Raw genomic sequence first — 13,928 nt, 5'->3', positions numbered from 1 at the left:
GTGCAATGTCACAGTTCGTGCGCGCGCTCGGAATGATGAGCGGCACGTCGATGGATGGCATAGATCTGGCAGTCATTGAAACCGACGGCAAGGCCGTTGTTCGCGCAGGTGCGACCGCGTTTCGTCCCTACAAGGAAGTAGAGCGGACCGCCATTCGAGCCGCTCTGGCTGATGCACGTCATGTTGCCACGCGCAGTGATCGCACGGATGCGATGCGCGAGGCGGAGGAGCTGGTCACCTCTGCCCATGTGGAAATCGTGCGTGATTTTCAAACCCGGTTCCGCGACAATGTGCTTCCCTTGGATGTGATCGGTTTTCACGGCCAGACCGTCTTTCACGATCCTTCGCGGCATCTAACGATTCAGTTGGGTGACGCGGACCGTCTTGCGCGCGAGACCGGCTTTCCCGTTGTCACGGATCTGCGAATTGCAGATGTGGAGGCGGGGGGCGAGGGGGCACCGCTTGTGCCGGTCTATCATCGCGCGATGGCGCAAAGCGCGGATCTGGATCTGCCGCTCGCCATCGTCAATATCGGCGGGGTGGCCAATATCACATGGATCGGCCCAGAAGAGAGCGATCTGGTCGCCTTCGATACGGGGCCGGGCAATGCGCTCATAGATGATTGCGTCCACCGTCGCACGGGCGCTGATATGGATCGGGGCGGCGTATTGGCCGCCAAAGGTGTCGTCAACGAGGACCTTGTGGCTTCCTGGCTGACCAATCCCTATTTTGAACGGGTTCCGCCCAAATCACTCGACCGCGATGCTTTCACCTGCGGGGGCGCGGACGAGCTCACGCTGGAGGACAGCTGCGCGACGCTCACGGCCTTCACGGCAGCATCCATTGCCAAGGGCATTTCGCAATTGAAAGAAGGAGCAAGGCAAATCGTCGTGGTTGGCGGCGGGGCGCACAACCCGGTGTTGCTGTCGATGCTTGAAAACCGGTGCTGCGTTCCGGTTCGGACCGGGGGCGCTATCGGCTGGGATCCGGATTTCGTGGAGGCGCAAGCTTTTGCCTATCTCGCGGTGCGCTCCATGAAGGGATTGCCGATCACCTTCCCGGGGACGACCGGTGTGCCTGTGCCTCTCACGGCCGGGCGGTTCGCCCGGCCGTGAGAGGCATGATCAGAAGCCTGCGCGGCTGCGCAGCTTGCGCGCCTTCTTGATCGCCTGCCATAGCACAGGGTTGTTTTTGATCTGGCGCTTCAAGGACTGCCGCAACCCGCGCAGCTGTGCATGAAGCCGACCGATGCGGCTCATTGGGATGAAGCTGTCGAACAAGGGGTCGGGATCGCACCAGGAAGTCTTGTACCGTTCCTCGCCGATCCCGAGGTCGAGATGTCTCAGGCCGTTTTCGCAGCTGGACCGGATCAGATCATGCAGGAGCTGGTCGCCGGGGCTGGTGGCGGTCAAGTCATCGTCGCGGAATGAGTTGAGAAAGCAGGAGTAACGGTCTCCGTAAATGCCGCCGATATAGGTGGCACGAATGACGCCGCCCACTTCAAGAGCGTGGGCATGCATAAGCGGGCCTTCGGTGGACGTAAGCGCGTCAAGAAGGATGTCGCGGGTCATTTCCAACGCGCCAGGCGAGGCGAAAATGCTTGGGATCCCGACCGTTTGCGCACGCGCATCGCGCTGCGCGACCAGAGACTCGACTATGCGAAGAATGGTGGCTCTGTCCGTGCCGTGGATAAAGCGAACCTCGCCGGCCTGCTCCATCGTTTCCCTTTTGCGACGCAATGTGCGGCGACTGCGCGAGGACCGGCGACGCTCATAAAGCCCTTCGAAATCCGGCTCCAGATCCAGTAGATACGAGTTGCTCGGGCTCGGCGTGTGGGAAAGACACATGAACGGGTTGCGTTGACCATCCCAGGCTTCCGGTTGATTGATCAACTCGTAGGTGTCGATCCGCGCGCTCGCAGAGATCTCGCGCAACGCCGTCATCACGTCCTGCGCATTGACTGTGGCGAGTTCCGCGCGGGCCCATATGCCGAGATTGTAATTGTTGTACTTGCCGCCGAGCCAGCGGGCGATACGTACCGGACCAGAGCGCCATATTCCGAAAGGCCAGATGAAAACCGGCTCGCCGTTTCGCTCACCCACGACCAGCGCCAACTCGCCGCCATTACGGCGTCCGATGAGCTCATGCCAAAGCTGCAGCCACCGAAACCCCTGATAGATCGACATGTAGGCTTCAGTCTCAAGCTTGCGCCAGACAGGCTCTATCTCTTCAAAGGAATCGAATATCTTCAAGGACAAGGCCGCCACCTGTCCATGATCCGGCGACATGCTGTCGCCAGCGGCCTGTGCTGAACTGCTCGACATAGAAAGTCCCCCGCCTTCAATTGAGCGTATCCCTATCAAGGACTTCTAAAGAAAGGGTGGTTAGCATTACTTATTAGCAGCGAATTGAAGGGGGCGGTCGGAGCCGTGAGCAATTTCTGGAAAATGCTTGGTTATCGCACGGTGATGGACGCGCTCTATTTCTCAGGTGCCTACCGGGCGCTGGCACCCTTGAGCCGGGGCTGCGGCATGATCTACATGCTGCATCGTGTGCTGCCTGCGCGCGAAAATGCCTTTCAACCCAACGCATTGCTGGAGGTCACGCCAGAGTTTCTGGAGCAGGTGATCATCGACAACAAGGCGGCCGGGATTGAGTTCATCTCACTTGGTGAAGCCTATCGCCGGCTGCGCGAGGGGGATTTTGCACGCCGCTTTGCAGTCGTGACGCTGGATGACGGGTATCGCGACAATCTCCAGAATGCCTATCCGATTTTCGCGCGCCACAACGTGCCCTTCACGGTCTTCGCATCAAGTGGCATTGCGAGCGGCACATGTGAATTGTGGTGGCTGGCGCTGGAGCGGATCATCGACGAGAACCGCGAGGTCCGCCTCTCCTTCGGCGACATCAAGGAGACGCTGGCAACAGATACGGTCGCGGACAAATACGCCGCCTTTGCACGGCTTTCCAAGTGGATTGCCTGCGAGCTCGATGAACATGCACAGCGTCGCGCCATCCGCGACATGGCCGATGGTGCCGGGCTGGACCTGGAAGGCATGTGCCGTTCGCTGGCCATGGATTGGGACGAGTTGCGCCTCCTGAAATCCAAGCCCTTGGCAACCATCGGCGGCCACACGCTTGGGCACCATGCGATTGCGCGCATGAGCGAGGAAGACGCGCGCGACCAGATCTGGCAGGACATGGAACGCCACCAGCACGAGCTGGGTGACATTCCGGAGTATTTCGCGTTTCCCTATGGCGGACGCACTGCTGCCGGGGTGCGCGATTTCGAATTGGTTCACAATCTCGGCTACAAGCTTGCCGTGACAACGCGGCCCGGCCAGCTCTTCCCCGGCCACCGCTCGTATCTCACAGCGTTGCCGCGCGTGTCGCTGAACGGTCTGTTCCAGAAACGTCGATATGCGGAATTGTTGCGCGAAGGCACTCCCTTGGCGATCTATAACGGTTTTCGCAAGATCAACGCGGTCTGAGCGTTCATTGATCGGAGAACGCCAGACTGGGACCGGATGCAGACCGATCCGCGCAGCTGCAATCAATGAGCAGCCAAAATGCCGGCTTCGCCATCTTCCGCATCTGCACCACTTTTGATTGCCATTGCGTCGCGCTCAAGGGCCTGACGGTGCCGGGCCCCGCTTTGCGCTTCGATGAAGACCCGGCGCACATCGGCATACCGGGTCTTGATCATCTCCTCCAGCCTGGACGTGGTCTCCTCGACTTCCGCGGCCGTCAGGTTGTCGCGAAAATCGAGTGAGATGGCGACGAGCACGTCATGCGGGCCCAGATGCATGGTGCGCAGTTCGTTCAACCCGATGACCGCATCCTCCTGGGTGATCAGGGTCTCCACCGTCGCGATCAGTTCCGGTGCAGCGGATTCGCCGATCAGCAGCCCTTTGGTTTCGTAGGCGAGCAGAATGGCCGTTCCCGCCAGAACCACACCGATGGCTACGGAGGCTGCTCCGTCGAACCATTCGATACCGGTCATCTCCGCCGCCACCAGACCCGCAAAGGCGATGAGCAGGCCGAGCATTGCGGCGCTGTCTTCAAAAAGGACGGTAAAAACGGTCGGGTCCTTGGATTGGCGGACCGCCAGAAGGTAGCTTCGCGTGCCGCGGGTCTGATTGAATTCGCGCAGGGCAACGATCCATGCTCCGGCCTCGAAAACGAAGGCGAGACCCAGAACGATGAAGTTGACCATCGGATTGGAAACCGGATGCGGATGGAGCAGTTTCTGGATGCCTTCATAGATCGAGACGCCGGAACCAACGGCAAAGATCAGGATCGCGACGACAAAGGCCCAGAAATAGAGCTCCACGCCATAGCCGAAGGGGTGGCGTTCATCGGCCGGCTTTGCCGCTTTCTTCATGCCATAGAGCAGAAGGCCCTGGTTTCCGGTATCCACCAGGGAGTGAATGCCCTCCGACAGCATGGCTGAGGATCCGGTATAGAGCGCGGCGGCAAACTTCGTAATCGAGATCAGGGTGTTGCCGGCAAGTGCGGCGTAGATCACCTTCTTGGAGCCGTGGGCCATTCTAACTTCCTCGCGCGATCGTGACTGGGGCCGGGAACTCGGGCCACTACGATTTCCAATTGTCCGGTTGCTTAACGGTAACAAGCGGGAAACGGTTTCATGAAACTGCACGATTTTGGATCGCACGAATTTATTTTGCCCAGCGTGGGGCAGGGGAAAGATAAGGGTGTCTTTGCGGAAGCCGCAACTGTCATTGTCAGAAAGCAGTGGGCGAAAGGCGCATGGTTCACTGCTTTTCTCCTATCGGCGGTCTTGTGTTTCGCCCTGGGGGCGCAGAACGCCCGTGCCGGGCAGGCCGATGTGATCGCGGCGAAAGCCGTCAGGAATGGTGACGGGAGTTGGACGATCTCAGCCACCTTGCGCCATGCCGACAGTGGATGGGACCATTACGCGGATCGTTGGGAAGTGGTGGCTCAAGACGGAGACGTTCTGGCGGTGCGAAACCTGGCCCATCCGCATATGAACGAACAGCCATTCACCCGGTCTCTGTCCGGCATTTTGTTTCCAGATGGGACCACAACCGTGACCCTGCGCGCTCATGACAGCGTTCATGGCTATGGCGGCCGGGAATACGAGGTGAAGCTGGACTATTGAGGCAAGCCGGTGCGCAATGAAGATTGCTCAATGCGACCGCAACCGGCTCTGAATACAAAAAGAAGGGCTTACAATCGGCCTCATTTCAGTATATAGGAATATTCGAATATACTAATATACGGGGTGATCGCATGTGTACCTCTGCCAGGCCCAAAGGGCCGCACCAGGGTGGAACCCGCCTCATGGTTGCCATGCGCGGCAAGGCGTTAGTCGCTCTCGCACTGTTGGCATCGAGCTTTTCATTGACCATCGGCTCAAGCTGTGTCGAGGCCGCGGATTTCACGGTCGAGAGCCGCGCGATCGAAGACATCAAGCTGGTTTACGGCACGGTTCAGGCGACCGTCGATGTCGGCGCACGTGCGCGGATCTCCGGCACATTGATGGAACTGGATGTCACCGAAGGCAGCTTCGTGAACAAGGGCGACGTGATCGCCCGGATCGTCGACGAGAAGCTGAACCTCCAGGCCCGGGCGCTGGAGGCGCGCATTCTGGCTGCGCGTTCGCAGGTAACCAAAGCGGAGCTCGACTACACCCGAGCCCAGGAACTGTTCAAACGCGGCACCATCGCCAAGTCGAATATCGACCAGCTTGACACCGCGCTGGTGGTCGCCCGCAACGCGCTGAAGGCGACCGAGGCCGAGCGCGCCGTGCTCGATCAGCAGATGGTGGAGGGGGATGTGCTGGCGCCGACCTCCGGCCGTGTCCTTGATGTTCCGGTGACTGCCGGTTCTGTCGTCATGGGCGGAGAGGTTGTCGCCTCCGTCGCCGCCGACGGGTTTCTGTTGCGGATCGAGGTTCCCGAACGCCACGCCAGCTTCATCGAACTCGGCGATCCGGTGGAACTTGGCGCCCCTGAAATGGGCGGCAGCCAAGAGGCGCGCAAAGGCGAGATCGTGAAGATCTACCCACAGATCAAGCAAGGGCGCGTAATTGCCGATGCCAAGGTCGCCGGGCTTGGCGACTTTTTCGTCGGCGAGCGAACGCAAGCCGCGATCTCGGTCGGTACGCGCGATGCCATCGTCATTCCCATGGCGTACGTCGATACCCGTTTCGGGCTCGATTTCGTGCGCCTTGCGCGTGAGGGGGGCGACCCGCTCGATATCGTTGTCCAGCTTGGCGTGCGTCGCGATCTGGACGGGGAGCCCGGCGTTGAGGTCCTGTCCGGCCTGAAGGCGGGCGATCAGCTGGTGATGCCATGAAGCTCGGGATTTCTGGAAATCTGACGCGGGGCTTTATCCGGTCGCCGCTGACCCCGCTGTTGCTCTTTGCAGCGCTGGTGCTGGGCGTGGTCGCGCTCATCACCCTGCCGCGCGAGGAGGAACCCCAGATCTCCGTGCCCATGGTGGATATCATGGTGCGCGCAGATGGCCTCAAGGCGCAGGATGCGGTCAAGCTTGTCACGGAGCCGCTGGAAACCATCGTCAAGGCGATTCCCGGCGTTGAGCATGTCTATAGCCAGACCGTCGATGATCAGGTGATGGTCACCGCGCGTTTCTATGTGGGAACGAGCTCCGACGAGGCGATCCTGCGCGTTCATGAAAAGATCCGCGCCAACATGGATCGCATCCCGACCGGCATTCCCGAGCCGCTGGTTATCGGACGCGGTGTCGATGATGTCGCTATTGTCGTTGCGACGCTGACGCCAAAGCCGGACGCCGCCGCGCGGTGGACGTCGAGCGGCTTGTATGATCTGGCCGATGAATTGCGGATCGAGCTTTCGCGTCTGGAGGATGTGGGGCTGACCTATATCGTCGGCGGGACGACGAACCAGATCCGGATCGAGCCGGAGCCGGAAAAACTATCGCTCTACGGTGTCACGCTCGACCAGCTTATGGGCAAGGTGCAATCGGCCAACCGCTCCTTCATGGCGGGGCAGGTGCGAGACGGGGGCAAGGCGGTTTCAGTCGCGGCCGGACAGACCTTGTCTGGTGTGCCCGATATCGGCCTCCTGCTGCTGACCACCCGAGATGGACGGCCGGTCTACGTGAAGGACGTTGCGCGTACGGTCGTGGGGCCAGCGGAAGTGGAATCTCGCGTCTGGAACGTTGAAAAACAGGCCGATGGCGCGCTGACGCGGCTTCCTGCCGTCTCTGTCGCGGTCGCCAAGCGCCCCGGGGCCAATGCCGTCGTCATCGCCGAGGAGGTTCTGCACCATATCGAGGATCTGAAGGGGCGACTGATCCCCGAATCCATCGAGGTGAAGATTACCCGCGACTACGGTGACACTGCGAACGAGAAGGCGAACGAACTCCTTTTGCATCTCGGTCTGGCAACGATTTCCATCGTGCTTCTGGTTGGCTTCTCAATTGGTTGGCGCGAGGGGCTGGTGGTTTTTGTCGTCATCCCGACGACGATCCTGCTGACGTTGTTTGCAGCCAAGATCATGGGATACACGATCAACCGTGTGAGCCTCTTTGCGCTGATTTTCTCGATCGGTATCCTCGTCGATGATGCCATCGTGGTGATCGAGAATATTTCGCGCCACTGGGCAATGAAGGACGGGCGCGACCGGGTTCAAGGGGCCATCGAAGCAGTGGCGGAGGTCGGCAATCCGACGATCATCGCCACGTTGACCGTGGTTGCGGCCCTTCTGCCGATGATGTTCGTCTCCGGCATGATGGGGCCCTACATGAGCCCGATCCCGGCCAACGCATCGGCCGCAATGGTGTTTTCCTTCTTCGTCGCGGTGGTGCTGACGCCGTGGCTGATGCTGCGCCTGGCCGGCAAGGCCCCGGCACATCATGCCCATGACGCCCACGGCGATGGCATGGATGCCGGTGGTGTCATGGGGCGCGTTTACCGCGCTGCCGCACGTCCTGTGCTTGTCAGCAAGGGGCACGCACTCACCTTCCTGCTGCTGGTTGGAGTGGCGACGATTGGCTCGATGGTGCTCATTTACACCAAGGACGTGACCGTCAAGCTCCTGCCCTTCGACAACAAATCCGAGGTGCAGGTGATCCTCGACATGCCGGAAGGCACGGCGCTGGAAGACACAGACCGGGTGCTTGACCAGGCGGTCGCCCTTCTGGTGGATATTCCGGAAATCACCTCCATCCAGTCCCACGCGGGCACGGCGGCGCCCTTCAATTTCAATGGTCTCGTGCGCCACTACTTCCTGCGCTCCTCTCAGGAATTGGGCGACCTTCAGGTGAACTTGCTGCCCAAGGGCGAACGCTCGCGCGAAAGCCATGATGTTGCGCTGGAGATCCGCGAGCGGTTGAAGGCGCTGGACGTGCCGTCGGGAACCTCTGTGAAGGTGGTGGAAGTGCCGCCGGGACCGCCGGTGCTCTCCACATTGCTGGCTGAGGTCTACGGCCCGGACGCCAAGACGCGACGCGCGGTTGCCGACAAGCTTCAGGCGCTCTTTGAAGAGGTGCCGTTCATCGTCGATGTGGACAACAGCCACGGCGAACCGAGCGAACGCCTGCGCTTTTCCATTGATCAGGAAAACCTGGAGTATCACGGCGTATCGGAGGCGGATGTCTATAACGCCATCCAGTCTCTGCTGGGTGAGACGACGGTTGGCTATTCGCATCGCGGCGAGGGGCGTCGCCCGATCGCGATCACGCTTGCGCTGCCCAAGAACGAACGCGCTCTGAGCGAACGCCTGCTGGCGACGCCGGTGCCTGCCAACGCCCTGCCGGGCAATCGCGGTGTGGTGGAACTGGGCGATGTGTTGACGATCACGCGGGAGCCGTCCTCCTACCTGATCTTCCGGCACAACCTACGCCCGGTTGAGATGATCCAGGCGGATCTGGCAGGCGAATACGAAGCCCCGATCTACGGCATGCTCGCCGTTCAGGACAAGATCGACCAGACCGACTGGGGCGATCTGCCCAAGCCTCAGGTCGTGCTCCATGGTCAGCCCGTCAGCGATGCTCAGGTGGCAGTGCTGTGGGACGGCGAATGGGAGGTGACATGGGTGACCTTCCGCGACATGGGCGCTGCCTTCATGGTGGCCTTGCTGGCGATCTATTTCCTCGTCGTCGGTCAGTTCAGCTCGTTCAAGCTGCCGCTGGTGATCCTCACCCCGGTGCCATTGACGCTGATCGGCATCATGATCGGGCACTGGCTGTTCGGGGCGCCCTTCAGTGCGACCTCGATGATCGGCTTTATCGCGCTTGCGGGCATCATCGTGCGCAACTCCATCCTTCTGGTGGATTTCGTTCGCCATGCCCGCACACCGGACAGGCCTTTGAAAGACGTACTACTGGAGGCCGGCTCGATCCGCTTCAAGCCGATCCTTTTGACGGCTCTGGCCGCCATGATCGGGGCTGTGACGATCCTGACGGACCCGATTTTCCAGGGGCTCGCCATCTCGCTGCTCTTTGGTCTTGCCTCGTCAACGCTGCTGACAGTGCTCGTCATCCCGGCGATCTACGTCGTGTTGCGCGACGATGGGAAGCCCATGAGCTGATGGTGACCGAGATCCTCTGAAAGGGATCTCGGGTGCACGCGAAACTCAAAAGCAGGGGGCCCAGGCCCCCTGTTTTTGTTTTGGCGGTCTGGCGTGCGAAGGGGGGGGGCGGATTGGCTATTTCAAACGACTGTCATTTTTCCGCGCAGCGCAAGACAATTGATATGCTAAGTATTTTCTGCAAGCGTGAGTAGGTGCCAATTGGATTGGTCGTGTATTCCCAATCAAGCTTGTTCTAAGTGTTAATGTGTCGAGGACAAAAGAATGAACCGTCTATATTTCGTAGTTCCGCTTGTCGGGCTCGTAATTTCCGGATGCGCTATGACATTGCCGGTGCGTGGCCAACTTGGAAGTGGGGCCGAGACATTCAAGGGGACTGCGACGGGTTACCTGGATGGGGGCGGCACTCTTAAGATCACAAGTAATAAAGGGCGGGTCTGCGAAGGGACATTCGTTTATGTTTCCAACCGACACGGCGAAGGCACTTTCAATTGTTCCAATGGCCAAAGTGGCCCCTTCAGTTTCGTCTCTACAGGAATGAGAGGGACAGGAACCGGAACAATAGGTGGCAAGGCGTTCACTTTCACCTTCGGCTGAAGGGCCTAAAGCCAATAAACAGGGCGGAGACTGTTTGCTGACAGTTTCCGCCCTTCCACCATGGCTCATGGATGTGAATTCGGGAGACTAGCCTTAGCCTCCGAAAAATGCCTTTGCGCCGTCGGCGACAAATTGCACGCTCAAGGCGGCCAGAAGAACACCCAGAAGCCGCGTGAGCACAAGCTGGACCGTTGCGCCCATCAGCCTTTCGATGGTGTCCGCCAGCAGGAAAATCACGAAACACAGGCCAAGAATGGACAGCGCCACGGTGATGAGCCCGGCCAGCTCCATGCCCGTTTCCGCCTGCGATGACAGAAGGATCACCGCACTGATGGACGCCGGACCCGCGATAAGCGGGATGGCCAGCGGGAACACGGAGACATCCTGCCCATGGCCATGGTGGTCCGGCTCAGGCTGCGCGAGCTTGTCGGCGGTGTCGCTCTTTCGTTGGGCCCGATGGCCAAAGATCATCTCGAAGGCGATCACGAAAAGCAGCAGGCCACCGGAGACCTGGAATGCGGGCACCGATATCCCGAGAACGGTCAGGAGCGGCTTGCCGCAAAATATGAAAGCCAGGAGCAGGGCGGCGGAGATGCATACCGCCCGTATCGCGATGGTGCGCCGTTCGGCGCCCGCAAGGCCCGGTGTGACCGCAAGAAACATCGGCGCGAGGCCAATAGGGTCAATTGTGACAAACAGCGTCGCAAACGCGTTGATGAGGTATTCGGCAAGCATGGGGGGCTCCCGTTGAGGGTCGGCACTCTCCATAGCAGTGATGGCGGGGGCATGCCACCGACGGTTTGCCGCGCATATTGTTGTGCGCAGCTTTCGCACCTATTGATAAGTGCCAGAAATCATTTGAGAAAATAGTGTGACTTTAAACGCGTCCCATTTGGTTTGATCGCCGGAATCGGCTATAAAGTGAGAATCTGTTCCAACCGACGAGATTATTCTTGGCAGACCAGGACAATACGACGGCATCCGGCGGGTTGCCGTCTGAAATCAAGCCCGTTTCGATTACCGAGGAAATGAAGCGCAGCTATCTCGATTACGCGATGAGCGTGATCGTGTCGCGTGCGCTCCCCGATGTTCGCGACGGCCTCAAGCCGGTGCATCGGCGCATCCTCTTCTCGATGTCCGAAAACGGCTATGACTGGAACAAGCCGTACCGCAAGTCGGCGCGTGTGGTCGGTGACGTCATGGGTAAATACCACCCCCATGGCGACAGCGCGATCTACGACGCATTGGTGCGTATGGCGCAGGACTTCTCCCTGCGCCTGCCGCTGATCGACGGGCAGGGCAATTTCGGCTCCATCGACGGTGATCCCGCCGCCGCGATGCGTTATACGGAATGTCGTCTTGAAAAGGTCGCGCACACGCTGCTCGACGACCTCGACAAGGACACCGTCGATTTCCAGGACAACTACGACAATTCCGAGAGCGAGCCGACCGTCATTCCGGCCCGCTTTCCCAATCTGCTCGTCAATGGTGCGGGCGGTATCGCCGTTGGTATGGCGACAAACATCCCTCCGCACAATCTGGGCGAAGTGATCGATGCCTCCATCCTGTTGATCGACAATCCGGACGCCACCCTCGACGAGGTGATGGAAGTCGTTCCGGGGCCGGATTTCCCGACCGCAGCTCTCGTTCTTGGCAAGTCGGGTATCCGTCAGGCCTATGAGACGGGGCGCGGCTCGGTTCTGATGCGTGGTCGTGTGACCACAGAAGAGGTGCGCAGCGGCCGTGAGGCGCTGATCATCCACGAGATCCCGTATCAGGTGAACAAGGCTTCGATGATCGAGAAGATCGCGGAGCTTGTGCGCGACAAGCGCATTGAGGGCATCTCCGATATCCGTGACGAGTCCGACCGTTCGGGCATGCGCGTGGTGATCGAGCTGAAACGCGACGCGGTTGCCGACGTCGTCCTCAACCAGCTCTACCGCTTCTCGCCGCTCCAGACTTCCTTCGGCTGCAACATGGTTGCCCTGAACGGCGGTCGTCCGGAGCAGCTCGGTCTGATGGATTTCCTTCGGGCTTTCGTTGCCTTCCGCGAGGAAGTTGTCAGCCGCCGCACCAAGTTCCTGCTGGCCAAGGCGCGTGACCGTGCCCATGTGCTGGTCGGCCTTGCCATCGCGGTTGCCAATATCGACGAGGTTATCAAGCTCATCCGCCACGCGCCGGACCCGGCTACGGCCCGCGCCCAGTTGATGGAGCGCAACTGGCCCGCCATGGACGTTGCCTCGCTGGTGGAACTGATCGACGACCCGCGCCACAAGGTTCTCGAAGACGGCACCTACAAGCTGTCGGAAGAGCAGGCGCGTGCCATCCTCGATCTTCGCCTGCAGCGTCTTACGGCCCTCGGCCGCGACGAAATCGGCGACGAACTGACCAAGCTCGGCGACCAGATCTCCGATTACCTGGATATTCTTCGTTCGCGCCCGCGGATCTTCTCCATCATCAAGGACGAACTGATCGCCGTGCGCGAAGAGTTCGCCACGCCCCGTCGTACCGAGTTGCTGGAAGGCGGCGCGGACCTTGACGACGAGGATCTGATCGCGCGTGAGGAAATGGTCGTGACCGTTTCCCACGGCGGCTACATCAAGCGCGTTCCTCTGAACACCTACCGTGCACAGCGTCGCGGCGGCAAGGGGCGCTCCGGCATGGCGATGAAGGAGGAGGATTTCGTCTCCCGTCTCTTCGTCGTCAACACGCACACGCCGGTTCTGTTCTTCTCCTCGCGCGGCATCGTCTACAAGCTGAAAGTGTGGCGTCTGCCGCTTGGCGGACCGACTTCGCGCGGCAAGGCGCTGGTCAACATGCTGCCGCTTCAGCCGGGCGAATACATCAACACGATCATGCCTTTGCCAGAGGATGAGGATACGTGGGGCGAACTGGACGTGATGTTCGCGACGACCCGCGGCTCCGTCCGGCGCAACAAGCTGTCCGATTTCACGCAGGTGAACCGGAATGGCAAGATCGCCATGAAGCTGGAAGAGGAAGACGGCTCGATCATCAATGTCGAGACCTGCCGCGAGAGTGACGACGTCCTGCTGACGACGGCACTCGGTCAGGCGATCCGTTTCCCTGTGACCGCTGTTCGCGTGTTCCAGAGCCGCTCGTCCACGGGTGTGCGCGGCATCACGCTTGCCGAGAACGATAGCGTCATCTCCATGTCTATCGTCAATCACTTCGAGGCATCGTCTGATGAGCGGGCGGAATATCTGAAGCGTCGCCGCCTGATGCGTGGCGAGACGGAAGATGTGACGCTGGAAGGGGAAGATCAGGAAGCCGTTGGCGGCAGCGAGCTTGATGAAAGCCGCTACGTGGCAATGAGCGCCATCGAGCAACAAATCCTGACCGTTTCGGAAAACGGCTTCGGCAAGCGCACGTCGTCGTTCGAGTATCGGGTCACCGGCCGCGGCGGCAAGGGCATCGCGGCAATGACCGTGAACGAGCGCAATGGCAGCCTCGTTGCGTCCTTCCCCGTCGAGGATTCCGACCAGATCATGCTGGTGACCGATGCGGGTCAGCTTATCCGGTGTCCGGTTGACGGCATCCGTGTTGCGGGCCGGTCCACGCAGGGCGTGACTGTTTTCCATACGGCTGCTGATGAGCGTGTCGTGGCGGTTGAGCGCATCTCCGAGGATGTGATTGGCGGCGAGGAAACCGATGAGGACGACGTCGCGGCTGACGGGGGCGAGCCCCCTGAAGGCGGGGCGCCCGAAGCGGGGTCCAGTTCAGACGAGACGCCTGAAGCCTGAGCCTGAGCGT

General features: G+C 60.3%; 9 protein-coding genes. 6 read left to right on the top strand and 3 right to left on the bottom strand.

Annotated elements, in window-relative coordinates:
* Nucleotides 1-5 precede the first annotated feature (5 nt).
* Complete coding sequence (locus ABGM93_RS05620; RefSeq protein WP_321504158.1) at nucleotides 6-1,115, top strand: anhydro-N-acetylmuramic acid kinase; 1,110 nt, start codon at nucleotides 6-8, stop codon at nucleotides 1,113-1,115.
* Between the two features lie 9 nt (nucleotides 1,116-1,124).
* On the opposite strand, the gene ABGM93_RS05615 is transcribed toward ABGM93_RS05620, so the two are convergent.
* Nucleotides 1,125-2,324, bottom strand: a complete 1,200-nt coding sequence (locus tag ABGM93_RS05615; RefSeq protein WP_321504154.1) for a GNAT family N-acetyltransferase — start codon at nucleotides 2,322-2,324, stop codon at nucleotides 1,125-1,127.
* Nucleotides 2,325-2,447: 123 nt separating this feature from the next.
* Here ABGM93_RS05615 and ABGM93_RS05610 point away from each other — a divergent pair, with 123 nt between their 5' ends.
* Nucleotides 2,448-3,491 (top strand): polysaccharide deacetylase family protein, encoded by a 1,044-nt coding sequence (locus ABGM93_RS05610; RefSeq protein ID WP_321504151.1) that lies wholly within the window; start codon nucleotides 2,448-2,450, stop codon nucleotides 3,489-3,491.
* A 62-nt stretch (nucleotides 3,492-3,553) separates the two neighbouring features.
* Here ABGM93_RS05610 and ABGM93_RS05605 read toward each other — a convergent pair whose 3' ends face one another.
* On the bottom strand, nucleotides 3,554-4,549 hold the full coding sequence (locus ABGM93_RS05605; protein WP_321504148.1) for a cation diffusion facilitator family transporter: 996 nt from the start codon (nucleotides 4,547-4,549) through the stop codon (nucleotides 3,554-3,556).
* Nucleotides 4,550-4,648: 99 nt separating this feature from the next.
* Between ABGM93_RS05605 and ABGM93_RS05600 the strand changes: the two genes are divergently transcribed.
* The 3 genes from ABGM93_RS05600 (at nucleotide 4,649) to ABGM93_RS05590 (ending at nucleotide 9,560) form a co-directional block, all read left to right on the top strand.
* On the top strand, nucleotides 4,649-5,143 hold the full coding sequence (locus ABGM93_RS05600; RefSeq protein WP_321504143.1) for a hypothetical protein: 495 nt from the start codon (nucleotides 4,649-4,651) through the stop codon (nucleotides 5,141-5,143).
* Nucleotides 5,144-5,325: 182 nt separating this feature from the next.
* Nucleotides 5,326-6,342 carry an efflux RND transporter periplasmic adaptor subunit gene (locus tag ABGM93_RS05595; protein ID WP_321504141.1) on the top strand — a complete coding sequence of 339 codons (1,017 nt, stop codon included), beginning with the start codon at nucleotides 5,326-5,328 and terminating at the stop codon, nucleotides 6,340-6,342.
* On the top strand, nucleotides 6,339-9,560 hold the full coding sequence (locus ABGM93_RS05590; protein ID WP_321504138.1) for an efflux RND transporter permease subunit: 3,222 nt from the start codon (nucleotides 6,339-6,341) through the stop codon (nucleotides 9,558-9,560). The genes ABGM93_RS05595 and ABGM93_RS05590 overlap by 4 nt, the downstream gene beginning before the upstream one ends.
* Before the next feature lie 690 nt (nucleotides 9,561-10,250).
* On the opposite strand, the gene ABGM93_RS05585 is transcribed toward ABGM93_RS05590, so the two are convergent.
* The gene (locus ABGM93_RS05585) at nucleotides 10,251-10,892 is read right to left on the bottom strand and encodes a MarC family protein (protein ID WP_321504136.1); all 642 of its coding nucleotides are present in this window, start codon (nucleotides 10,890-10,892) and stop codon (nucleotides 10,251-10,253) included.
* A gap of 293 nt (nucleotides 10,893-11,185) precedes the next feature.
* Here ABGM93_RS05585 and gyrA point away from each other — a divergent pair, with 293 nt between their 5' ends.
* Nucleotides 11,186-13,918, top strand: a complete 2,733-nt coding sequence (gyrA, locus tag ABGM93_RS05580) for a DNA gyrase subunit A (RefSeq protein WP_321505757.1) — start codon at nucleotides 11,186-11,188, stop codon at nucleotides 13,916-13,918.
* Nucleotides 13,919-13,928: the final 10 nt, after the last annotated feature.

The sequence above is a fragment of the Breoghania sp. genome (assembly GCF_963674635.1).
Taxonomy (GTDB): Bacteria; Pseudomonadota; Alphaproteobacteria; order Rhizobiales; family Stappiaceae; genus Breoghania.
This window is presented reverse-complemented; position numbering and strand designations above follow the sequence as displayed.